Consider the following 25,062-nt stretch of genomic DNA (forward strand, 5'->3'; position numbering starts at 1 on the left):
AATAAATATGAAATGAGCATAGATTTTAAGGTTTTCATAACTAAAATAGGAAGAATAGTAGTTTGTTGGTAAGGTTGAAATATCTGATACACTGCGTTTTTAAAAAAAAGATTAAAATTTATTTATTTTTTATCTAAAAAAGTTTGCGCAAATAAAACTTTGTGTTAAATTTGCAATCTCGTTTGAGATATTGGCCCATGGTGTAATTGGCAACACGTCTGCTTTTGGTGCAGAAGAGTCTAGGTTCGAGACCTAGTGGGCCAACATTAATTAAATAAATCCTTACTTTTATAAGTAGGGATTTTTTTTGTTTTGGCGAGAAGTAAAAAAGTCTTCCTGAAAAGGAAGACTTTTTGGATTGCAATACTTTGGTACATTATATTTTAAAGGTAATCACTGGCCTTTTTGCATGATTTACAAGGTCTTCGCTAATGCTTCCGTTAAAAAAATGAGCGATTCCTTGTCTGCCATGTGTACTAATACCAATTAAATCTGCTCCAATAATATGTGAGAAATTTAGAATTCCTTTTTCTACAGATTCGTCATTAAAAATATTAATCTCATAATTGCTAAAATCAGAATCCTTAATAAAATCTAATATTCTAGCATTGGCAGTTGCTGTTGTTGTAAATCGACTAGGTGTATTTACAAATAGTAAATGAATTTTAGAATGAAAAGCTTGTGCTAATTCTGTAGCTTGTTTGTATGTTTCTTTGCTGTCGTTTTTAAAGTCTGAAGCAAATACAAAATCATTAATAGTGAAATTTTCGTGTTCGTTCTTAATTACAAGAACAGGAACATCTGAAGTGCGTACTACCTTTTCTGTGTTAGAGCCAATAAACATTTCTTTTAATCCACTTGCGCCATGAGAGCCCATGATTATCATGTCTACACGATGTTCTTTACATGTGTTTTTTATGCCTTCAAAAGTTTGGTGAAAATCTACGGTTTCATGAATAGTAATTCCTTTTAAGAAATCTTGGCTTAAGATTTCTTCAAATTTATTATGTGCTAATTTCATGAAAAACATTGCTTCTGGAATATTATCTACAGTGTCTCCGCCAAGTTCAGGTATCTGATTTAAAGGTAAGTCTAGCATGTGAAGCAGATAGATCTCTCCGTTGTTTTTTCTGGCTAACTGTGCGGCAACTTCAAGCGCATAATTTGCTTGTTCTGAGAAGTCCGTTGGTACAAGTATTTTTTTCATGTTTTTGAAAGGTTTAGTTAAGAGGAATAGCTCCTTAAATTTAAGAAATTAAAATGACAATTCAAACCTTATTGCAAATCAAGATAAAAATTGTATATTTGCAGCGTTGAAACGAAAAAGAAAAGGATGAGGGGACGAAAAGTCCCCTCTTTTTATACCAAAAAATGTTTAAGAATACAGTAAAAGACTTATTAGAAGCAGGCTTAGAAGAAAAGCCAAATTTATTCCTTATAGAATTTTCTATAGAAGCAGATAACACAATAAAGGTTATTTTAGATGGTGATGATGGTGTTACAGTAGAAGATTGTATCTTCATTAGTAGAGCTATAGATAACAATCTAGATAGAGAAGAAGTAGATTTTTCTTTAGAAGTAGCATCGGCAGGAGCAACTTCTCCTTTAACACATAAACGTCAATACACTAAAAACATTGGTAGACTTTTAGAAGTTAAAACAAAAACAGATAACATAGAAGGTACGCTAGTAGATGCTACTGAAAATGAAATCACTTTGCAGTGGAAGAGCAGAGAGCCTAAGCCAGTTGGTAAAGGTAAAGTGACCGTCCAAAAAGAGGCAGATATTGCCTACGAAAATATTGTAGAAGCAAAAGTTATGATTAAATTTTAATTTAAAGGAGTTATGGAAAATCTTGCATTAATTGATTCTTTTTCAGAATTTAAAGACGATAAATTAATAGATCGTGTAACCTTAATGGCTATTCTAGAAGATGTTTTTAGAAATGCTTTAAAAAAGAAATTTGGTGATGATGATAATTTTGATATTATTATCAACCCAGATAAAGGGGATTTAGAAATTTGGAGAAACAGAATAGTAGTAGCAGATGGTGAAGTAGAAGAACCAAATCAAGAAATATCGTTAACAGAAGCACAAAAAATAGAGCCAGATTTTGAAGTTGGTGAAGATGTATCCGAAGAGGTGAAATTAATAGACCTTGGTCGTCGTTCTATATTAGCATTAAGACAAAACTTAATATCTAAAATTCACGAACACGATAACACGAATATATATAAGCAATTTCAAGAATTAGTAGGAGAAATTTATACTGCTGAAGTTCACCATATTCGTCATAGAGCGGTAATACTTTTAGATGATGAAGGAAACGAAATCATCTTGCCAAAAGATAAACAAATTCCTTCTGATTTTTTCCGTAAAGGAGATAATGTAAAAGGAATTATTGAAAGTGCAGAGCTAAAAGGAAATAAACCTGCAATAATAATGTCTAGAACTACACCTGTATTTTTAGAAAAATTATTTGAGCAAGAAATTCCAGAAGTTTTTGATGGTTTAATTACTATTAAAAATGTAGTGCGCATTCCAGGTGAAAAAGCAAAAGTAGCCGTAGATTCGTATGACGACAGAATTGATCCTGTAGGAGCATGTGTAGGTATGAAAGGATCTAGAATTCACGGAATTGTTCGCGAATTAGGAAACGAAAATATAGATGTAATTAATTACACAAGTAATTTACAATTGTATATTACAAGAGCATTAAGTCCTGCTCGTGTAACATCTATTAAAATTGATGAAGTAAATAAAAGAGCAGAAGCAATTTTAAAACCAGAAGAAGTAAGTAAAGCTATTGGTCGTGGAGGACACAACATACGTTTAGCAGGAAAACTAACAGGTTATGAAATTGATGTGTTTAGAGAAGGTGCAGAAGAAGATGTAGAATTACGTGAATTCTCAGATGAAATTGAGGGATGGATTATTGATGAGTTTAGCAAAGCTGGACTAGACACCGCAAAAAGTGTACTAGAACAAGAAGTTGCAGATTTAGTAAAACGTACCGATTTAGAAGAAGAAACAATAAACGAAGTGGTTAGAATTCTTAAAGCAGAATTCGAAGACTAACATATTTTTAGGTTATATTACATTACAAGCAATTTATGGCTGGAACAGTAAGATTAAATAAAGTATTACGCGAGCTTAACATCTCTATCGATCGTGCAGTAGATTTTCTAGAATCTAAAAGCATCGAAATAGAGAAGCGTCCTACTACAAAAATTTCAGAAGAAGTTTACCAAATTCTTTCAAACGAATTTCAAACAGATGCGTCCAAAAGGATGGCGTCTCAAGAAGTTAGTGAAGCAAAACTCAAAGAAAAAGAGGCTTTGCGTGAACAACGTGAAAAAGAAATTGAAGAAAAACAAAAAGCTGAAGCCAAAAGAGAAGAAGCAAGACAAGAAATTGTTAAAGCTAGATCTACTCTGTCTGGGCCGAAACAAGTTGGTAAAATAGATTTAGATCCAAAAGCTAAAAAAGCGAAAGAGGAACCAAAACCTAAAACCGAAGAAGTTAAGCTAGAAAAAACGGTTAAAGAAGAAGTAGCTCCTGTAGCACCTAAACAAGTTGAGAAACCTCAAGAAATTAAAAAACCTGAGGTAGTACAACCTGCTAAAACAGAAAAACCGGAAACACCAGTTAAGGTGGAGAAAACGGAAAAAACTGTAAAAGTAGAAAAAGTAGTAAAGGTAGAAAAGGTAGAAGAAACTAAAAAAGTAGAAAAGGTTGAAGAAGTTGTAAAAACGATAAAACCAGCGGCTACTAAAAAAGAAGAAACTACTACTACAGAAGATCAACCTAACAAGGAAGAAAAGGTTGAAACAAAATATCAAAAACTTACAGGTCCAAAAATAGCAGGTACTAAAATTGATTTAAGCCAATTTAATAAACCTAAAAAGAAAAAAGAAGACCCTAAGAAAGACGATAAATCTGCAGATAACAAACGTAAACGTCGTAGAATTTCTAAACCAGGAGATAATAGACCAGGAGGAAATACCGGTGGCGGAAACAGCAGATTTAAAGGAAATAGCAAACCAGGATTAGGCAAAGGAAGAAGAACAATTGTAAAAGAAGAGCCTAGCGAAGAAGATGTTAAAAAACAAGTACGTGAAACCTTAGAAAAACTGCAAGGAAAATCTAGTAAAGGTAAAGGTGCTAAATATAGAAGAGACAAAAGAGATCAACATAGAGAGCAAACTGAAATTGATCAACAAATAGAAGCAGCAGAAAACAAAATTCTTAAAGTAACAGAGTTTGTAACAGCAAATGAAGTTGCAACTATGATGGATGTTCAAGTAACACAAATTATATCGGCATGTATGTCGCTTGGTTTGATGGTTACCATGAACCAACGTTTAGATGCAGAAACACTTTCTATTGTTGCAGATGAGTTTGGCTACCAAGTAGAATTCATAAAAGCAGATCGTGAAGAATCTATAGAAGAAGTTGCAGATAAACCAGAAGATTTAAAACCACGTGCACCAATTGTAACTGTAATGGGTCACGTCGATCATGGTAAAACTTCACTTCTAGATTATATACGTAAAGAAAATGTAATCGCAGGGGAGTCTGGAGGAATTACGCAGCACATTGGTGCTTACGGAGTAACTTTAGATAACGGACAAAAAATTGCATTTCTAGATACTCCAGGTCACGAAGCCTTTACGGCAATGCGTGCTCGTGGAGCCCAAGTAACAGATATAGCAATTATTGTTGCAGCAGCAGATGATGACATCATGCCACAAACTAAAGAGGCTATTTCGCATGCACAAGCAGCAGGAGTTCCAATAATTTTCGCAATTAATAAAATAGATAAGCCAGACGCTAATCCAGAAAAAATTAAAGAGAAATTAGCGCAAATGAACCTTTTAGTAGAAGATTGGGGAGGTAAAATTCAATCTCATGATATCTCTGCTAAAGTAGGAACAGGAGTAAAAGAACTATTAGAAAAAGTACTTTTAGAAGCCGAATTGTTAGAGTTAACAGCAAATCCTGACAAATTAGCGCAGGGTACTGTTGTGGAAGCATTCTTAGATAAAGGTCGTGGATATGTATCTACAATCTTAGTGCAAGCTGGTACATTACGTATTGGGGATTATGTTTTAGCTGGTAAAAACAGTGGAAAAATAAAAGCAATGCATGATGAGCGTGGAAATGAAATTTTAGAAGCTGGGCCATCCATACCAGTATCTATTCTAGGTTTAGATGGAGCGCCACAAGCAGGAGATAAATTTAATGTATTTGAAGACGAACGGGAAGCAAAACAAATTGCTACCAAACGTACGCAATTACAACGTGAGCAATCTGTACGTACACAACGTCATATAACACTGGATGAAATTGGTCGTCGTATTGCACTTGGTGATTTCCAAGAGCTAAATATTATACTAAAAGGAGATGTAGATGGTTCTGTAGAAGCATTAACAGATTCTTTCCAGAAATTATCTACGGAAGAAATTCAAATAAATATTATTCATAAAGGTGTTGGACCAATAACAGAAAGTGATGTATTATTAGCAACTGCTTCAGATGCTATTATTATAGGATTTAATGTGCGTCCAATGGGTAATGCACGTCAAATAGCAGACAAAGAAGAAATCGACATCCGTATGTACTCGATTATCTATGATGCTATTAACGATCTTAAAGATGCTATGGAAGGTATGTTATCTCCAGAGCTTAAAGAAGAAATTACAGGTACTGCAGAAATTAGAGAAATCTTTAAAGTTTCTAAAATTGGAAGTATTGCAGGTTGTATGGCATTAACTGGTAAAATTTATAGAAGCTCAGGAATTCGTTTAATCCGTGATGGTGTAGTAATCTATACTGGAGAGTTAACTTCATTAAAACGTTTTAAAGACGATGTGAAAGAAGTTGCTAAAGGGTATGATTTCGGTACGCAGATTAAAAACTATAATGATATTAAAGAAGGAGATGTTATTGAAGCATTCCATGAAGTAGAAGTGAAAAAGAAATTGAAATAATTTCTTCTCTCATATAATTATTTTAAAAGCGACCAATTGGTCGCTTTTTTTTTAAAATTCATTTTACCGTTTTTTGAAAAGCTAATAACAATTTTATATTTTCTACTATGCTTGCTTTTAGTAATACGGTAATTCGCAAGATGCCAATATAGGAGAAATAGGTATGTTTGCTAGAGATTTCACAATTAATAATTGGATGAAATGTGAAGGCAAATTATTCAAATTGGTCAAAACCCAGCTTTATTTTCTGTGCTAGACATAACCCATGGAGGTGATGGTTACATTACATTTACATTGCCAGATTTTAGAGGTCGTGTCCCAATGCACTATGGTAACCAATATACCCAAGATGATGCTGGTGGTTATGCTATCAGCAGTGTACAAGTTGAAAATTTGCAAGTACATAATAACCATGTAACTGCTATTGTGGAGGAAGGAGATAGTTCTTTACCAATGAATAATTACCCTGCAAAAACAAAGCTGCTAGATAAAGAAGATAGAGCCATATCAAACCGTACCTTTTCTTATATGTGTAAGAGGACTTTATCCTCCAAGAAATTAGATTTATGAGGAAACAAACAAATCTAATTTTAATAATGAGTTTTATGTTGGTTGGTGTAAATGTAAGAGCCCAAACAATAACGCTAAATGCTTGCCATCCACTAATAGAAGCAGAAGATTATATGTTTATTCAAAAATCATTAGATGAGACAGGTAGAAATACCTTTGAAACAAATCCTGTAGACTAGAATTCACCTGGCGATGGAGTAGGGAATTGCGAATTTCAAATTGCTTGGAATATAACTAATTCCCGTTGGGAAATCCTTGCGGATTATGGAAATGGTACGTTTTTAAATACCTACGTATTGTATTATAATGCGGAAATATCTTTACCAAATTCTCCAAGTTTAAGTTAAGGTGCTTGGTTGGAAGGTACCAGCGTAACACAATCCCTTTGTAGAGAAATTAATAATTTAACGGGAACTGTGCAAGGCACGACTTTAAGTATAATAGATGTAGAATTAGAAAATGAGATAAATAGGTATCCTAATCCAGTTAAAAATATTCTTAACATGAAACATGCTTACAGAAGTATCGGTCCTGCATATATGTATAATGTTCTGTGTAATTTGGTTCTTAGTAGTGCAAATTCTATCGTTGTTAATGTATCAACACTTAATTCCGGAATTTACTTTGTTAAGTTTAAATAGGAAAATAAAGAAGTAATAAAAAAATAGTTAAAGTATAAAAATCAGACTTTCTGTAAATAAAAAAGCGACCATCGGTCGCTTTTTTTATTTTACTCTTTCTTCTTTTTTGGTTTAAAAAGAAAAGCATTTGGAAATTTCTTTTTCACTTTCAATAAAGCACGCTCCGCTTCTAATCTATTTCTAAAACTACCAATCCATACCTTATAGTTTGGCGTTTCATAAACTAATTTGCTAGACCATTGCGAATAACTACCTCTAAAATCTGTTTGGTTACTTTCTGCGGTGCTTCTTCTTCCAGAATAAATCTGTATTTTATATCTGTCACTAGCGTCTTCATTCTTGTTTATTTCTTTTTTTAGCGCTAACAATTCGGTAATTTCCGGATCTTGATTTACAATAACAGTACCTTGTTGTGCACTACAAATACCTGTAAATGCAAATATTATAAATGTGGAAAGAATGATTTGTTTTATTTTTAATAATTTCATTTTATATGAGGTTTGATGCAAATGTAAATGTTCTAAACTAAATAGTTAGCTGTTTTATTATTTAGAATTTCTCTAAATTAGCAATTAACACTTCCCTAACATTTCTAAAATCGACTTTTAATATTACTTTTGCTTGAGATTTTATAACTGTATTTTTTCTTTTAGTAAATGAAAAAACCATACCAAAGTTTAGAAGTTAATTCAAAAAATAATATGAAACAGGTGATTCACCGTAAATTAAGTGCAACTATTCTTCGTTTAAGCTTAATTATTTTGCTAACGTTTTCCATGGCGCTTTCTGCTCAAGAAGGTGATCCAGCTAAGGGTAAATCTTTATTTAACGCCAATTGTGCTGCTTGTCATAAATTAGACAAGAAAATGACAGGTCCAGCTTTACGTAATGTAGAGCAACGTTTGTCAGATGCTGAAGGTTTAGATAGAGCTTGGCTTTCTGCTTGGATTCGTAATAGTTCAGGAGTAATTAAATCTGGTGATGCGTATGCAGACAAGATTTATAAAGAGTTTGGAGGAGCTGCAATGACTGCTTTTCCGCAACTATCGGACGATGATATTAGTAATATTTTAGCGTATACTGCTGAAGAAGCAGCAGCGCCAGCTGCAGGAGCTGCGACACAAGTTGGAGTTACTCCAGCATCAGGTACTGGAGATGGTGTTTCTAATAAATTAATCTTAGGCGCATTAGCTGTCTTGTTCGGTTTGTTAGCACTAGCGTTAATTTTAGTAACTAAAACTTTACGCAGATTTGCAGATGCTAAAGGAGTTGATGTTGCTATAAAAGATAAAAGTGTTCCATTATGGAAGGCATTTGCGCAAAATCAATTCTTAGTATTGGTAACGGCAATATTCTTTTTATTAGCTAGTGGTTATTTTGTTTATGGCTTTTTTATGCAAGTAGGTGTAGATCAAGGGTACCAACCGGTGCAACCAATACACTTTTCTCATAAGATTCATGCTGGAGATAACGGTATCGATTGTAAATACTGTCACTCTTCTGCTAGAGTAAGTAAAACATCAGGTATTCCTTCTTTAAACGTTTGTATGAACTGTCATAAATCAGTGTATGAATATACAGGAGAAACATCTGCAGAATATTCAAAAGAGTTTTACGATGGCGAAATTCAGAAATTATATGCAGCAGCAGGATGGAATGATGCAGATCAAAAATATTCAGGCGATCCACAACCAGTAAAATGGATACGAATTCATAATTTACCAGATTTCGCATACTTTAATCATTCGCAACACGTAACGGTTGCAGGTCTTGAATGTCAAACTTGTCACGGTCCTGTGGAAGAAATGGAGATAGTGTCACAATTCGCTCCATTAACAATGGGTTGGTGTATTAACTGTCATAGAGAAACAAATGTGAAAGTAAAAGACAACGCATACTATACAAAAATTCACGAAGAGTTATCTAAGAAATATGGTGTAGAGCAGTTAACTGCAGCGCAAATGGGTGGATTAGAATGTGGAAAATGTCACTACTAATAATAAGGTAGTAAGTTTTCTTTTCGCTATAGCGGAAAAATTTTAAATAAATTAATAAGAAGTAATTCAATTATATAATATGTCATCAAACAAGAAATACTGGAAAAGTGTTGAGGAGCTAAACGAAAATAGCTCTATTGTTGAGGCGCTAAAACAAAACGAATTTGTTGAAGAAATTCCTACAGACGAATTTTTAGGAAATAAAGAAACTTTAGAATCTTCTTCAACTACGCGTCGTGATTTCTTAAAATATGTTGGTTTTAGTACAGCCGCGGCATCACTTGCTGCCTGTGAAGGACCAGTTATTAAGTCTATTCCTTATGTAGTACAACCAACGGAAATTATTCCTGGTGTTGCAAACTACTATGCAACTACCATTGCAAATGGATTTGATTTTGCATCTGTTTTAGTTAAAACTCGAGAAGGTCGTCCTATTAAAATCGAAAACAATACCATGGCTCCTTCTAATGGAAGCGCTAATGCTAGAGTTAATGCGTCGGTTTTAGGGTTGTATGATAGTTTAAGGGTTCAAGGTCCAATGCAAGGCGAAAATGCTATTTCATGGACAGAACTTGATAATGCAATGATGCAAAAACTAGAAGCTGTAAAGGGTTCTGGCAAAGACATTGTTTTATTAACACAAACTTTTGCTAGTCCATCCACTTCAAAATTAATTGCAGAGTTTACAGAGAAATACGGCAATGTTCGTCATGTAGTTTACGATGCTGTTTCAGAATCTGCTGCATTAGATGCTTACCAAGCGAAGTACGGTGAACGCGCTTTAGCTAATTATGATTTTTCTAAAGCAATGACAATTGTATCTGTTGGTGCTGACTTTTTAGGAGATTGGCAAGGTGGAGGTTTTGATTCCGGATATGCGAAGAATAAAATTCCAACACACGGAAAAATGTCTCGTCATATTCAGATAGAATCTAATATGTCTTTATCTGGAGCAAATGCAGATAAACGTATTCCTTTAACGCCAAGTCAACAAAAAATAGCTTTAGCTAAATTGTATTCTTATGTGGTTGGTGGTTCTGTTTCAGGAACGTTACCAGAAGCAACGGATACAGCAATACGTCAAGCAGCTTCACAGCTTAAGAAAGCAGGAAGAAACGGAGTTGTAGTAACAGGAATACAAGATGTAGATGCACAAACAGTAGTTTTAGAAATAAATGAAGCTTTAAACTCTAGAGCTTTTGATACTACTTCGCCAATACAAACAAGACAAGGGAATGATAAAGCAGTAAATGCTTTAGTTGCGGATATGAAAGCAGGTAAAGTTGGCGCTTTAATCATGAGTGGTGTAAATCCATTATATACATTACCAAATGCTTCCGATTTTGCGGAAGGATTAAATAATGAAAATTTAGTTTCGGTTTGTTTCTCTATGAAAGCAGACGAAACGGCTAGCGCTTCCACATATGTTGCCGCGGCACCTCACTATTTAGAATCTTGGGGAGATGTAGAAATGAAAAAGGGACAGTTTGCTTTAATGCAACCAACAATTCGTCCTTTATTCGATACAAGACAATTTCAAGATACTTTATTAAAGTGGACAGGAAATAGCGAGTCATTCCATGATTATATTAAAAAAACATGGAAGTCTAGTATAGTAAGTGGCGGTTCTTTTAACAAAGCATTACATGATGGTGTTTTTGTTGCAGGATCATCTATTGGAGGAGCAAATGGTGCTTCAAGTAATACCATAGAAACTACTTCTACAGCATTAAACGATAACAAAGATAGAACTTGGGTTGGTGGTGTCATTCATGATGCTGCTGTTGGAGTTGGGATAAAAGAAGAAGATAAAAATACCTATACAAGTACTACGTCTTCTGCTACAACATCAAATGGTGGTTCTGTAGCAGGTATGTCTGCTAAATCTGGTGGAGATGCAGCAAGAGCTTTAGCGGCTTCAGCTAAAACATCCGATTTAGAGTTAACCTTATATTCTAAAACAGGAATGGGAGATGGTCAACAAGCCAATAACCCATGGTTACAAGAATTTCCAGATCCTATTACAAGAACAACTTGGGATAACTACTTAACAATGTCTGCTAAAGATGCCGAGAAATTTGGTGTTAGAAATTGGCATGTTGCAACAGGTGGTTTAAACTCTAGTATAGTAGAATTAACCGTTAACGGTATAACAGAAGTAGTTCCAGTAATTATTCAACCAGGTCAAGCGGTTGGTTCTTTAGGAATGTCTTTTGGTTTTGGTCGTAAAAACGGATTAAAAGAAGAAATGCAAACGGGTAAGAATGTATTTCCTTTCTACCAAGATTTTAATACAGTGCAAAGTGATGTGTCTGTAAAAGTTGTACCTGGAGAGCATGAATTTGCTTGTGTACAATTACACAACACATTAATGGGTCGTGGAGATATTATAAAGGAAACAACTTTAGAAGTATTTAATACGAAAGATAAAAAATACTGGAATGCAGTTCCTGTAGTTTCTTTTAACCATGAAGAAATTCCGGTAACATCGAAAGATGCAAATCTTTGGGAAGAATTTGATCGTTCTATCGGACATCACTTTAACCTTTCTATAGATTTAAATGCTTGTACAGGTTGTGGATCATGTGTTATTGCATGTCACGCAGAAAACAATGTACCGGTAGTAGGTAAAGAAGAGATAAGACGTAGTCGTGATATGCACTGGTTGCGTATCGATAGATATTATTCTTCAGAAACTACTTTTGCAGGGGATAACGAAAAGAAAGATAATATATCAGGTTTAAGCAGTTCTTTAAGTGAATTCGGAGAATTGGAGCATGCAGCAGATAACCCACAGGTTGCTTTTCAACCTGTAATGTGTCAACACTGTAATCATGCACCTTGTGAAACTGTTTGTCCTGTTGCTGCAACATCTCATGGTCGTCAAGGTCAAAACCACATGGCATATAACCGTTGTGTAGGTACAAGATATTGTGCAAACAACTGTCCGTATAAAGTGCGTCGTTTTAACTGGTTCCTATATAATGGGAATGATGAGTTTGATTACCACATGAATGATGATTTAGGACGTATGGTATTAAATCCAGATGTTGTTGTTCGTTCTCGTGGTGTGATGGAAAAATGTTCTATGTGTGTTCAAAAAACACAAAAAACAATTCTAGATGCAAAACGTGATGGACGTGTAATTAAAGACGGTGAATTCCAAACCGCGTGTTCAGCTGCTTGTAGTAGTGGAGCAATGGTATTTGGAGATATTAACGATAAAGAATCTAAAGTTGCAGAACTTTTAGAAGATAACCGTATGTATCACTTATTAGAGAGTGTTGGTACTAAGCCTAATGTGCAGTATCATACTAAAGTGAGAAATACAACCGAAGCATAAAAATTAATTAAGAATCAATTATAAAGCATTATGGCGTCTCATTACGAAGCACCTATTAGAAGACCTTTAGTTACAGGTGAAAAATCATACCACGATGTATCTGTGGATGTAGCTGCACCTGTTGAGGGGAAAGCAAACAAGCAATGGTGGATAGTATTTTCTATTGCATTAGTCGCTTTTCTTTGGGGGATTGGATGTATACTCTACACAGTATCTACGGGTATTGGAACTTGGGGTTTAAACAAGACCGTTGGTTGGGCTTGGGATATTACTAACTTCGTTTGGTGGGTTGGTATTGGTCATGCAGGAACACTTATTTCTGCAGTACTTTTACTGTTCCGTCAAAAATGGAGAATGGCAATTAACCGTTCTGCAGAAGCAATGACAATTTTCTCAGTAGTTCAAGCTGGATTATTTCCAATCATACATATGGGAAGACCATGGTTAGGATATTGGGTGTTACCAATACCAAATCAATTTGGATCTCTATGGGTAAACTTTAACTCCCCATTACTTTGGGATGTATTTGCAATTTCAACGTATTTATCTGTATCTCTAGTTTTCTGGTGGACAGGTTTATTACCCGATTTCGCAATGCTTAGAGATAGAGCCGTTAGACCTTTTCAAAAGAAAATATATTCTTTGTTAAGTTTTGGTTGGTCTGGTCGCGCAAAAGATTGGCAACGTTTTGAAGAAGTGTCTTTAGTACTTGCTGGTTTAGCAACGCCTTTAGTACTTTCGGTACACACGATTGTATCTTTTGATTTCGCAACCTCTGTTATTCCAGGATGGCATACTACCATTTTTCCTCCATACTTTGTTGCAGGAGCGGTATTCTCAGGATTTGCAATGGTAAATACGCTTCTTATTATTATGAGAAAAGTGTGTAACCTAGAAGATTATATTACGGTACAACATATAGAATTAATGAACATTGTAATTATGATTACTGGTTCTATAGTTGGTGTAGCATATATAACAGAATTATTTATTGCTTGGTATTCTGGTGTAGAATATGAACAATTTGCATTCTTAAATAGAGCAACAGGACCTTACTGGTGGGCATATTGGTCCATGATGACATGTAATGTTATCTCCCCACAGTTTATGTGGTTCAAAAAGTTAAGAACAAGTATCATGTTCTCCTTCTTTATCTCGATTGTAGTAAATATCGGTATGTGGTTTGAACGTTTTGTAATTATTGTAACATCGTTGCACAGAGATTATTTGCCATCATCATGGACCATGTTCTCTCCTACATTTGTAGATATAGGGATCTTTATTGGAACCATAGGATTCTTCTTTGTGTTATTCTTATTATACGCTCGTACATTCCCGGTGATTGCGCAAGCAGAGGTTAAAACTATATTGAAATCTTCTGGTGAACGTTATAAAAAAATCAGAGAAAGAGGAGATAGCTTAGTAGGAACAGGAACAGATTCTAGAACATCAGGAAATGCTGTTGTTGCTTCTAAACCTAAAGTAGAAAAAGTAGCAGATACTTCGACTGAAGATAATTCAAGTAGAGTAACAAACCTTTTAGGGACTATCGGAACCTTTGATTCTAATACACAAACAGCAGATAATCTTAAAAAGATTAATGGTGTTGGACCAAAAATGGAAGAAGTATTAAATAGCATTGGTATTTATACTTTCTTACAAGTAAGTAAGATGACTAAAAATGAATATGACTTGTTAGATTCTATTACAGAATCATTCCCAGGAAGAGCAGAACGTGACGATTGGGCAGGACAAGCTAAACAACTAATAAACTAAAAGTAGCATATGGAAGCTTCAAAAGTAATTCACGCTATTTATACAGACGACGATGTGTTAATGAATGCCGTTAAGGCCGTTAAAGCCAAAAGGTATCACATTGAAGAAATATATACCCCTTTTCCAGTTCATGGACTAGACAAGGCAATGGGATTAGCTCCAACAAGAATAGCAATTGCATCTTTTATGTATGGATGTGTTGGTTTAGCAGTAGCAACTTTAATGATGAATTTCATTATGATTGAAGACTGGCCACAAAATATAGGTGGTAAACCAAGTTTTAGTTATATCGAAAACATGCCAGCATTCGTACCAATCATGTTTGAGTTAACGGTGTTTTTTGCAGCACATTTAATGGTAATTACATTTTATTTACGTAGTAGAATGTGGCCTTTTAAGAAAGCAGAAAATCCAGATCCTAGAACAACAGATGATCATTTTTTAATGGAAATCGCTGTTCATGGTAATGAAAACGAACTAACAAACTTGTTAAAAGAAACAGGAGCTGTAGAAGTAAATATTATTGATAAAGAAGATGAACATTAATATGAAGCATTTAATAAAAATATTTGTATTCGTACTTGTAGTAAGTTCAATAGTATCTTGTAAAAAAGATTCTAGACCTAACTATCAATTCATGCCTAACATGTATGAACCTGTACCTTATGAGGCGTATGGCGAGTCTGCTGCATTTGCAAATGGAGTAGAAGCACAATTACCAGTAGAAGGAACCATTCCAAGAGGATATACTCCTTTTGAAATTGAGAATACGACAGCTGGTTACGAAGAAGCAAAAGCAAATTTAGTAAGTCCGTTAACGGCTAGTGAATTTGACGAAGATAAAGCGAAAGCATTATACGATATTTATTGTGGTATTTGCCATGGTAATAAAGGTAACGGGCAAGGAAACTTAGTAAAGCGTGAAAAAATACTAGGTATACCAAGTTATGACGATGCGGGAAGAGCTATAAATGCAGGAAGTATTTATCATACTATTTATTATGGTAAAAATGCAATGGGTTCTTACGCAAACCAACTTAACGAAGAAGAACGTTGGCAAGTAATTGCTTATGTTTTAACGTTGAAAGCTGATTTAGAAAAATAAGATTAGATAAAGTTTATATATAGATATGTACACATTCTCAAATAAATTAAAGACATTTTCTTTCGCACTAATGATTTTAGGATTATTAGGAGTTGGATATGGTTTTATGACATCTCATAAATCCTTTGAAGACGTGGAAGCAATATTAGCTGATGAAGCACATCACGGTAGCGGTCATGGCGAAGAAGCTGCACATGCAGTAACAGAAAACGCACAGGATGCGCATGCAACGGAAAATGCACATGTAGATGAGCATACAAAACATGTCGAGCATGTACAACATCAAATTGCTAACAGACCTTGGGCTGCATTATATGTAGCAGCATTCTTCTTTATGATGATTGCTCTTGGAGTTTTAGCTTTTTACGCAGTACAATGGGCTTCGCAGTCTGGTTGGTCTCCTGTGTTATTTAGAGTAATGGAAGGTATCACAGCATATTTACTTCCTGGCGCTCTAATAGTAATAGCTATTGCTGCAGCATCTCACTTTATTGGTCACAACAATATATTTGTATGGATGGATCCAGAAGTAGTGGCTCACGATAAATTAATTCAAGGGAAATCTGGATGGTTAAACATTTGGGGATTCATTTTTAGAGGTTTAATCTTTACTGGAGGTTGGGTGTTATACAGACAATTTTCTCGTAAATTCTCCATTGCTCAAGATTATGCAACAGATGACAAAAACTTTAAGAAGACTTTTCGTATTTCAGCAGCATTCTTAGTATTCTTTTTATACACAGAATCTATGATGTCTTGGGATTGGATAATGAGTGTAGATCCACATTGGTTCTCTACTTTATTTGGATGGTATGTGTTAGCTGGTATGATGGTTTGTGGTATTACTGTAATCGCATTTATATCTCTATACTTAAAATCTAAGGGTTACTTAGAGTTAGTAAATGATAGTCATTTACATGATTTAGCTAAATTCATGTTTGGATTTAGTATTTTCTGGGCATACTTATGGTTCTCACAATTCATGTTAATCTGGTACGCCAATATTCCTGAAGAAGTTACGTACTTTATAACTAGAATTGAAGACTATAGATTACCATTCTTTGGAATGTTAGTACTTAATTTAGTATTCCCATTCTTAATATTAATGAATAGTGATTATAAACGTGTTCCATGGTTTGTAGTTATGGCAGGTATTGTAATCCTAATAGGACACTATGTAGACGTTTTCAATATGATTATGCCGGCAACAGTAGGAGATAGATGGTTTATTGGTATTCCTGAAATAGGTGCAGTATTTTTGTTCGCAGGATTATTCATATATGTAGTATTTAATGCTTTAACGAAAGCACCATTATTAGCGAAGAGAAATCCTTTTGTAAAAGAAAGTGAAAATTTCCATTATTAATAAAATATAAATAAAGACGATAGACAACAATGACTGTTTTATTAACAATTTTAGTTTTAGTATTTATAGCAATTGCCATTTGGCAGATGGTTAAAATATTTGATTTAGCTCAAGTAGGTACATCAAATAGCCAGGTTGCAACAGACAAAGATAATACCTTAAATGGTTATTTAATGATGGGCTTTTTAGCGTTCATCTATCTCATAACTATTTGGAGTTTTGTAGAATTAGGGGATTTACCATTAACATCTAATTCTGCATCAGCACATGGTCCAGAAGTAGATAATTTAATGCTGATATCCATGGCACTTATTTTTGTAGTGCAAACCATTACGCAATTTCTATTGTACTACTTTGCTTACAAATACAAAGGAGAAAAAGGAAAGAAAGCTTTATTCTTTGCAGATAATAACACTTTAGAGTTTATCTGGACTGTTATTCCTGTTATTGTTTTAGCTGGTTTAATCATTTACGGATTATTTACTTGGTCGGATATAATGAATGTAAACGAAGATGACGATCCTTTAGTGATAGAATTATATGCACAGCAGTTTAACTGGAAAGCTAGATATAGTGGAGTAGATAATACTTTGGGAAAAGCAAATGTTCGTTTAATTGATATCGATAGAGCTAATATTTTAGGTCTAGACGAAGCAGATCCAAATGCCCAAGATGATGTAATCACATCCGAATTGCATTTACCTGTAGGGCGTACGGTATTATTTAAAATGCGTTCGCAAGATGTATTACATTCTGCATACATGCCACACTTTAGAGCACAAATGAACTGTGTTCCTGGTATGATTACACAGTTTGGTTTTACACCTACGGTAACAACTGCAGATATGCGCCAAAACCCGGATATGATTGATAAGGTGGCAAATATTAACAGCATTAGAGTAGAAAAAAGCAAGAAATTAATTGCTAAAGGAGAAGAAGCTCTAGAAAGATATGATTTTGATTATTTGTTATTATGTAATAAGATTTGTGGAAAATCACATTACAACATGCAAATGAAAATAATTGTGGAAACTCAAGAAGAGTATGACGCTTGGATGAAAGAACAGAAGGCTTTCAAAAACTCACTAATTAACTAAATTTAATAAGACAAAAGAATATTAAATTATGTCAGCACACGCAGATACACACGATCACGAAGCACACGAAGAGCATCATCATAAAGAAACTTTTGTAACTAAATATATATTTAGCCAAGATCACAAAATGATTGCAAAACAGTATTTAATTACTGGTACAATCATGGGAGTTATTGGAGTTATTATGTCTCTTATGTTTCGTATGCAAATTGCATGGCCAGAAGAGCCTAATGTAATTTTTGAAGCATTATTAGGTAAATGGGCTCCTGGAGGAGTTATGGATGCAGATATATATCTTGCATTAGTAACTATTCATGGTACTATCATGGTATTCTTTGTATTAACAGCAGGGTTAAGTGGTACCTTTAGTAACTTACTAATTCCATTGCAAATTGGAGCACGAGATATGGCTTCCGGTTTCTTAAATATGGTGTCGTATTGGTTATTTTTCTTATCTAGTGTTATCATGTTATCTTCACTATTTTTAGAAATGGGACCAGCAGCAGCAGGTTGGACAATTTATCCACCATTATCTGCATTGCCAATGGCACAAGGAGGTTCAGGAATGGGAATGACTCTATGGTTAGTTTCAATGGCTATCTTTATTGCTTCTTCATTATTGGGTTCTTTAAATTACATTGTTACTGTTATAAACCTGCGTACTAAAGGAATGTCTATGACTAGATTACCTTTAACAATTTGGGCGTTTTTTGTAACGGCAGTTATTGGAGTAGTTTCGTTCCCTGTATTGTTATCTGCATGTTTATTGTTAATAATGGATAGAAGTTTCGGTACATCTTTCTTCTTATCCGATATATTTATTCAAGGGGAAGTATTGCACTATCAAGGTGGATCACCGGTATTGTTTGAACACTTATTTTGGTTCCTAGGACATCCAGAAGTATATATTGTAATCTTACCAGCAATGGGATTAGTTTCTGAAATTATGGCAACCAATTCACGTAAACCAATTTTTGGGTATCGTGCAATGATTGCTTCTATTTTAGCAATTGCATTCCTTTCTACTATCGTTTGGGGTCACCATATGTTTATCTCAGGAATGAATCCATTCTTAGGTTCTGTATTTACATTTACAACTTTATTAATTGCAATTCCTTCGGCAGTAAAAGCTTTTAACTGGATAACCACTATTTGGAAGGGGAACATTCAGATGAATCCAGCCATGCTGTTTTCTATTGGATTTGTTTCTACTTTCATTACTGGAGGTTTAACAGGAATTATTCTTGGAGATTCTGCATTAGATATTAACGTACACGATACATATTTTGTAATTGCGCATTTCCACTTAGTAATGGGTATATCTGCTCTTTATGGTATGTTCGCAGGAATTTACCATTGGTATCCAAAAATGTTTGGTAGAATGTTAAATAAGAATCTTGGTTATATCCATTTCTGGATAACAGCAATTTGTGCTTATGGTGTATTCTTCCCTATGCATTTTATTGGTATGGCAGGATTACCAAGACGTTATTATACAAATTCAAACTTTCCATTATTTGACGATTTAGCAAATACAAACGTAATCATTACTGTTTTTGCTTTAATAGGTGGAGCAGTGCAATTGATTTACTTATATAATTTCTTTAGCAGTATGTTCTTTGGTAAGAAAGCTGAAAAGAATCCATGGAGAGCTACTACTTTAGAGTGGACTACAGAAGTAAAACATATACATGGTAACTGGGCAGGTGATATTCCTCATGTGTACAGATGGTCTTATGACTATTCAAAACCAGGACATGATGTAGATTTCGTTCCTCAAAATGTGCCTTTAAAAGAAGGAGAAGAAGAACTTCAGCATTAATATATTTCTGCGAAGGCAGGAATCATATAATAAACATTCAAAGACCTTTGGTTGAACTATTCAATCAAAGGTCTTTTTGTTTATATTTGTTTGTACTGAATTTGTTTCCGTATTTTGTTCTCACTGGGAGTGCAAACAAAGAGTCTTTTTTAATATAATAAGATTTCCACTTTCGTGGAAAGTAAACATGAACGAAAACCTAGATCCAACCGACGACAATTTCTCACCTGAAGAATTCGACGTAGAAAAAAAGTTAAGACCACTATCTTTTGACGATTTTACTGGTCAAGAACAAGTATTAGAAAATCTGCAGATTTTTGTTCAAGCCGCAAATGGTCGTGGTGAAGCATTAGATCATACGCTGTTTCATGGACCTCCAGGATTGGGTAAAACAACCTTAGCTAACATTCTAGCTAATGAGTTGGAAGTGGGTATTAAGGTAACGTCAGGTCCTGTTTTAGATAAACCTGGAGACTTAGCAGGATTACTTACCAATCTAGAAGAACGCGATGTCTTGTTTATAGATGAAATACATCGCCTAAGTCCAATTGTAGAGGAATACCTTTATTCTGCAATGGAAGATTTTAAAATTGACATCATGATCGAGTCTGGACCAAACGCAAGAACGGTACAGTTAAATCTAAATCCGTTTACCTTAATTGGTGCAACTACACGATCCGGATTATTAACCGCTCCAATGCGAGCGCGTTTTGGTATACAAAGTAGGCTACAATATTATAACACCGAATTACTAACTACCATTGTGCAGCGTAGTGCTGAAATATTAGAAGTGCCAATTTCCATGGAATCTGCAATCGAAATAGCAGGTAGAAGTAGAGGAACACCAAGAATCGCAAATGCACTGCTACGTCGTGTACGTGATTTTGCTCAAATTAAAGGGAATGGTAGCATAGATATTAAAATTGCACGTTATGCCTTAGAAGCATTGCATGTAGATGCACATGGTTTAGATGAAATGGATAATAAAATACTAACCACTTTAATCGATAAGTTTAAAGGAGGACCAGTTGGTATTTCAACTATAGCAACTGCAGTTAGCGAAAATACGGAAACTATTGAAGAAGTGTACGAACCTTTTCTTATTCAGCAAGGATTCATTATGCGAACACCGCGTGGAAGGGAAGTTACAGAACTTGCTTATAAACATTTAGGAAGAGTAAAGGGACCAACGCAAGGCGGTTTGTTTTAGGGCATTCCCAACCTTCGCTAAAAAAAGCTTCGGTCGGTCACGCTTTTGCAAGTCGCTATCAGAGATGAGCTCCAACAATTGCGCAATCGTTAATGCAAAAAGGAACACAAAACAAAATAGAAACTATTTATAAAGTATAAATGAATAAGAAAATACCAGAAGTTTCTCTTTTTAATTTCATTAAGCATTCCTTAGAAATCCTTAAAAACCCACTTCCTTTTCACCATAAATATTTCGAAAAATTAGGAGATGTTTTTTGTTTAAAAATAGGTTTCAATTCCAAAGTTGTTTTTTGCCGTGATGCTTCGTTAGCAGAATATGCGCTTCAGAAAAACCAAAAGAACTTTATAAAATCAAAAATTCAAACGGTAGATTTAGTAAAATACGTTGGTAAAGGTTTGCTTACTTCCGAAGGAGAACATTGGCGAAAACAACGTAAACTGATTCAGCCAGCTTTTCATAAAAATCAATTAAATAATTTATTAGGTAGCATTCGTGAAGCTATTCTTTCCGAATACCAAAAAATCACAGTGCACCAAACCATAGATGTTTTTCCTATCTGCAATGATTTAGCGTTTCAAACGGTGGTTAAATCGTTATTTAGTAGTGCTGCAAATCAGGAACAGATTAATAGATTACAACATATTACAGAGTCTGGACAAAAAATGTTGGTCAAAGAGTTACGACAGCCTTATTTAGGTTGGTGGTTTCAGTTAAGCGGTAAACTTAAGCAGGAGTTGGACTTAACCAAAGAAGGACGTAATATATTGAGAGGTATTGTTAATGAACGCAAAGCTTCCGAAGAAAAACACAACGATTTATTAGACATGCTTTTAGATGCTAGGTATGAAGATGGTCAAGCGATGGAAGAAGAACAACTCATCGATGAAATTCTAATTCTTTTTACAGCGGGTCATGAAACCACATCTAACGCGCTAACCTTTATCTTTCAATTGTTAGCGAAACATCCAGAATGGCAAGAAAAAATTCATGAAGAAATAGTTAGAGTGGATGCCGAATCGGATGATTTAATGACGCAAATTATGTCTTCAAAAATAACGCAGCAAGTAATAGAAGAAGGCATGCGATTGTATCCTCCAGCTTATTTTATAGATCGCGTGAATGTCAATGCAGATAGTTTTAATGGTTTGGATTTAGAAGCGGGATCCAATTTGTTGTTTTCCATTTACGAAATACATCGCCATCCGGATTTATGGGAGCAACCAGAACAATTTAAACCAGAACGGTTTGGGGAAGGAAGCAGGAAATTCTCTTCACAATATTTTCCATTTGGCGCAGGACCAAGAAAATGCATAGGAAATAACTTTGCGATGTTCGAAATGATATTGGCAGTTAAAGAACTAGTGAAGAGTTTTAAAATTCAAGCGCAATTTGAAGCGATAGAAATTACTCCGCTAATCACATTAAAACCCAAAAATGCCTTTTTAAAGTTTCAGAAAAGAGCGTAATGATAAATAATAAAGCGAAATACACAAAAGGTATAAAAACGGAAGCCAAACGCCTCGGTTTTTTGTCTTGTGGTATTAGTAAAGCTGCATTTTTAGAAACCGAAGCACCAAGATTGGAAAATTGGTTAAACCAAAACATGCATGGCGAAATGCAATACATGGAAAACCATTTTGATAAGCGACTCGATCCTACAAAACTGGTGGACGATTCTAAATCTGTGATTTCTTTATTACTGAATTATTATCCTTCCGAAATACAAAATTCAGAAAGTTATAAGATATCGAAATACGCTTACGGAACCGATTATCACTTCGTAATAAAAGATAAACTCAAACATCTTTTACAATACATTCAAGAAGAAATTGGCGAAGTTTCCGGACGTGCTTTTGTAGATTCTGCACCAGTTTTAGACAAAGCTTGGGCTGCAAAATCAGGATTAGGGTGGATTGGTAAACACAGCAATCTACTAACCCAACAAACAGGCTCCTTTTATTTTATTGCCGAACTCATTGTTGATCTAGATCTAGAATATGATAGTATTACAACAGACCATTGCGGAACATGTACTGCTTGTATTGATGCTTGTCCTACGCAAGCCATTACAGAACCGTATGTAGTAGATGGCAGTAAATGTATTTCTTATTTTACTATTGAGTTAAAAGACCAATTGCCAAATAGTATGAAAGGTTCTTTTGACGATTGGATGTTTGGTTGTGATGTTTGCCAAGATGTTTGTCCGTGGAATAAATTCTCCAAACCACATAACGAACCACTTTTCAATCCGAAGCCAGAATTGTTAGAAATGACAAAAAAAGACTGGGAAGAAATTACGCAAGAAACCTTTAGTAAAGTGTTTCAGAAATCTGCAGTAAAGCGTACCAAGTTTAGTGGTTTAACACGCAATATCCATTTTATTAAAGATTAAATATCATGTTAACATCTAGTATTTAGTGTTTTATAGTAAAAACATTTTGTTTCGTGTAGAGTATTTTCTATATTTAATTGTTGTTAAAAGTGAAGTATAGAAGAGGGGTTGTTCTTACTTCATTTGAAGATATGACGATAGTAATTATTCATATTTCAAAGTTGGTAAAACTATAATAATAGGTAGATAGCAATAATTGGAATTCTTGTGGAATGTTAATTTTGGTAATTGTCCAAAGGAAGATTCAGCAATTTTACATGATTTTATCTGTCCTTAATATTAAAATCCCATAAATATTAAAGTGTTTAAAATTCTTAAATATGAAGAATACTATAGTCTTATTGTTAATTAGTGTTGTCTTCCTTAATTGTAAAAGTGTATTGCTCAACTCCCATTTAGAGAGAATTGGAGTGTTTAATGATGCGATTAAATTGCAACGAATGACAAAGAAGGAGAAACAAATAGTTTTCTTTCCTATTGCTCATTTAGGTACGGATTTGTTTTATACCGATGTCAAGAATAAAATAGACTCTTTAAAAAAAGAAGGATATTATTTTTATTACGAAAAAGTAAAAGTGGACTTAGCAGATACCTTGTTGTTTAGAAAATTTAGGAAAGCAACAACATTGCCTTATTTGAAAAATGGATATGAAGGGATGATAGATTCAACCATAAGATTGAAACTTAAAAAAGAACTAATTAACCAGCCTTCCTATGAATTATTGGGATTAGATTCTATGAATTCTAAAAATGTAGATGTTTATTTAGAAGATATGATTAATCATTATGAGGAAAATTTCAGTCCTATTATGTTAGAACCATGTGATTTTGAAACTTCTATTTTTGAAGAATCTATTTGTGAAAACCAACAGAAAAATAAAACATTTATAGAAGAAGTAATTCTTCATTATCGAAATAACCATGTTGTAAATGAAGTTGAAAAAAGCACTCTCAAAAAGCTAGCAATTATTTATGGTGCGAATCACTTCCCAGGAATTGAAAAACAATTATTATCTAAAGGTTATAATTGAATAAATGGAGTTCCATTCATAGTGAGCAAAATATTAAATAAACTTATAAAAAATGATGATGACAAAATTAAATTGGTATTACAAAGGCATATTTTTCGCGATTTTCATACTACTTTCACACATTTTTATTGATTTTTTAGCTGGAGATTTCACAATGGACCGAATAGGGAAAAGAATAATACTTTCTCTAATTTCTGGATTATTATTCGGATTGTTAATGAAATATATTGACAGAAAAAAACTGAATAATTAAATTTCGAAATGATTTTCCTTCGGGAAATCTTCGCATATAAACATGCAACTTTCCATACCTACACGATATATTTTATTCAGTTTTAGTTTCTTAAAAGTTTTCTGAAACCAAGCTAAATATTGTTTATCGTAAATAAGATAAATCTACGTTTGTTTTATCTTATTAGTGTTGAACACAAGCTTTGTCTTTTCTGAAGTGAAAAAGATAATAGGAAGTACAACAATTGGAGGAAATTACCTTTGGTGAAAAATCATATGGTACAAGAAGATGTGATATTTGTACTTTTAATACGGGTAATTGTTAGTATTCAATTATTATTAACACTTCATTCCAAAATTTTTTTTCTTGAAGTGTTCATTAAACTTGAGAAAAGTCTTCTAAACGATAGGATGGAACGGGAAACAACCATGTTTTTTAAATATTAAGATTTGTTTTATTAACTAATAATTAGTGCTTTAGGCAT

General features: G+C 34.1%; 20 protein-coding genes and 1 tRNA gene. 19 read left to right on the forward strand and 2 right to left on the reverse strand.

Annotation, left to right across the window (positions count from 1 at the left end):
• The first annotated feature begins 191 nt into the window (after positions 1–191).
• Positions 192–264, forward strand: a tRNA-Gln gene (locus tag ACVCXO_RS17770).
• Between the two features lie 112 nt (positions 265–376).
• Here ACVCXO_RS17770 and ACVCXO_RS17775 read toward each other — a convergent pair.
• Positions 377–1,207: a universal stress protein gene (locus ACVCXO_RS17775; RefSeq protein ID WP_452230936.1), complete on the reverse strand. Its 831-nt coding sequence runs from the start codon at positions 1,205–1,207 to the stop codon at positions 377–379.
• Positions 1,208–1,371: 164 nt separating this feature from the next.
• Between ACVCXO_RS17775 and rimP the strand changes: the two genes are divergently transcribed.
• The 6 genes from rimP (at position 1,372) to ACVCXO_RS17805 (ending at position 7,204) form a co-directional block, all read left to right on the forward strand.
• The gene (gene rimP, locus ACVCXO_RS17780; RefSeq protein ID WP_452230937.1) at positions 1,372–1,833 is read left to right on the forward strand and encodes a ribosome assembly cofactor RimP; all 462 of its coding nucleotides are present in this window, start codon (positions 1,372–1,374) and stop codon (positions 1,831–1,833) included.
• A 12-nt stretch (positions 1,834–1,845) separates the two neighbouring features.
• Positions 1,846–3,078 (forward strand): transcription termination factor NusA, encoded by a 1,233-nt coding sequence (gene nusA / locus ACVCXO_RS17785; protein WP_452230938.1) that lies wholly within the window; start codon positions 1,846–1,848, stop codon positions 3,076–3,078.
• Between the two features lie 35 nt (positions 3,079–3,113).
• Entirely contained in the window at positions 3,114–5,993 is a 2,880-nt protein-coding gene (infB, locus tag ACVCXO_RS17790) for a translation initiation factor IF-2 (RefSeq protein WP_452230939.1), read from the forward strand.
• A 222-nt stretch (positions 5,994–6,215) separates the two neighbouring features.
• Positions 6,216–6,563, forward strand: coding sequence for a phage tail protein (locus ACVCXO_RS17795; protein WP_452231172.1), 348 nt, complete (start codon positions 6,216–6,218; stop codon positions 6,561–6,563).
• Positions 6,560–6,742: a hypothetical protein gene (locus ACVCXO_RS17800; protein ID WP_452230940.1), complete on the forward strand. Its 183-nt coding sequence runs from the start codon at positions 6,560–6,562 to the stop codon at positions 6,740–6,742. Before ACVCXO_RS17795 ends, ACVCXO_RS17800 begins: the two co-directional genes overlap by 4 nt.
• Positions 6,743–6,979: 237 nt before the next feature.
• Positions 6,980–7,204: a T9SS type A sorting domain-containing protein gene (locus ACVCXO_RS17805; protein ID WP_452231173.1), complete on the forward strand. Its 225-nt coding sequence runs from the start codon at positions 6,980–6,982 to the stop codon at positions 7,202–7,204.
• Positions 7,205–7,293: 89 nt separating this feature from the next.
• Here ACVCXO_RS17805 and ACVCXO_RS17810 read toward each other — a convergent pair whose 3' ends face one another.
• Positions 7,294–7,692 carry an SPOR domain-containing protein gene (locus ACVCXO_RS17810; protein WP_452230941.1) on the reverse strand — a complete coding sequence of 133 codons (399 nt, stop codon included), beginning with the start codon at positions 7,690–7,692 and terminating at the stop codon, positions 7,294–7,296.
• Between the two features lie 213 nt (positions 7,693–7,905).
• Between ACVCXO_RS17810 and ACVCXO_RS17815 the strand changes: the two genes are divergently transcribed.
• From ACVCXO_RS17815 to ACVCXO_RS17870, 12 genes are all read left to right on the forward strand, one after another.
• Complete coding sequence (locus ACVCXO_RS17815) at positions 7,906–9,201, forward strand: c-type cytochrome (protein ID WP_452231174.1); 1,296 nt, start codon at positions 7,906–7,908, stop codon at positions 9,199–9,201.
• A gap of 79 nt (positions 9,202–9,280) precedes the next feature.
• The gene (locus ACVCXO_RS17820; protein WP_452230942.1) at positions 9,281–12,544 is read left to right on the forward strand and encodes a TAT-variant-translocated molybdopterin oxidoreductase; all 3,264 of its coding nucleotides are present in this window, start codon (positions 9,281–9,283) and stop codon (positions 12,542–12,544) included.
• Between the two features lie 30 nt (positions 12,545–12,574).
• Positions 12,575–14,320: an NrfD/PsrC family molybdoenzyme membrane anchor subunit gene (gene nrfD / locus ACVCXO_RS17825; RefSeq protein ID WP_452230943.1), complete on the forward strand. Its 1,746-nt coding sequence runs from the start codon at positions 12,575–12,577 to the stop codon at positions 14,318–14,320.
• Between the two features lie 9 nt (positions 14,321–14,329).
• Positions 14,330–14,866, forward strand: coding sequence for a DUF3341 domain-containing protein (locus tag ACVCXO_RS17830; RefSeq protein ID WP_452230944.1), 537 nt, complete (start codon positions 14,330–14,332; stop codon positions 14,864–14,866).
• Between the two features lies 1 nt (position 14,867).
• Positions 14,868–15,425 carry a c-type cytochrome gene (locus ACVCXO_RS17835; protein WP_452230945.1) on the forward strand — a complete coding sequence of 186 codons (558 nt, stop codon included), beginning with the start codon at positions 14,868–14,870 and terminating at the stop codon, positions 15,423–15,425.
• A gap of 25 nt (positions 15,426–15,450) precedes the next feature.
• On the forward strand, positions 15,451–16,791 hold the full coding sequence (locus ACVCXO_RS17840) for a quinol:cytochrome C oxidoreductase (RefSeq protein ID WP_452230946.1): 1,341 nt from the start codon (positions 15,451–15,453) through the stop codon (positions 16,789–16,791).
• A gap of 29 nt (positions 16,792–16,820) precedes the next feature.
• Positions 16,821–17,888 carry a cytochrome c oxidase subunit II gene (locus ACVCXO_RS17845; protein WP_452230947.1) on the forward strand — a complete coding sequence of 356 codons (1,068 nt, stop codon included), beginning with the start codon at positions 16,821–16,823 and terminating at the stop codon, positions 17,886–17,888.
• A gap of 28 nt (positions 17,889–17,916) precedes the next feature.
• Complete coding sequence (locus tag ACVCXO_RS17850; RefSeq protein ID WP_452230948.1) at positions 17,917–19,710, forward strand: cytochrome c oxidase subunit I; 1,794 nt, start codon at positions 17,917–17,919, stop codon at positions 19,708–19,710.
• Positions 19,711–19,897: 187 nt separating this feature from the next.
• A complete protein-coding gene (ruvB, locus tag ACVCXO_RS17855) occupies positions 19,898–20,920 on the forward strand; it encodes a Holliday junction branch migration DNA helicase RuvB (RefSeq protein ID WP_452230949.1) in 1,023 nt (340 codons plus the stop codon).
• Between the two features lie 140 nt (positions 20,921–21,060).
• The gene (locus ACVCXO_RS17860) at positions 21,061–22,389 is read left to right on the forward strand and encodes a cytochrome P450 (protein WP_452230950.1); all 1,329 of its coding nucleotides are present in this window, start codon (positions 21,061–21,063) and stop codon (positions 22,387–22,389) included.
• Positions 22,389–23,315 (forward strand): tRNA epoxyqueuosine(34) reductase QueG, encoded by a 927-nt coding sequence (gene queG / locus ACVCXO_RS17865; protein ID WP_452230951.1) that lies wholly within the window; start codon positions 22,389–22,391, stop codon positions 23,313–23,315. The genes ACVCXO_RS17860 and queG overlap by 1 nt, the downstream gene beginning before the upstream one ends.
• A gap of 320 nt (positions 23,316–23,635) precedes the next feature.
• Positions 23,636–24,346: a hypothetical protein gene (locus ACVCXO_RS17870; protein ID WP_452230952.1), complete on the forward strand. Its 711-nt coding sequence runs from the start codon at positions 23,636–23,638 to the stop codon at positions 24,344–24,346.
• The last annotated feature ends 716 nt before the right edge of the window (positions 24,347–25,062 follow it).

This window comes from Lacinutrix sp. MEBiC02404 (assembly GCF_053601575.1).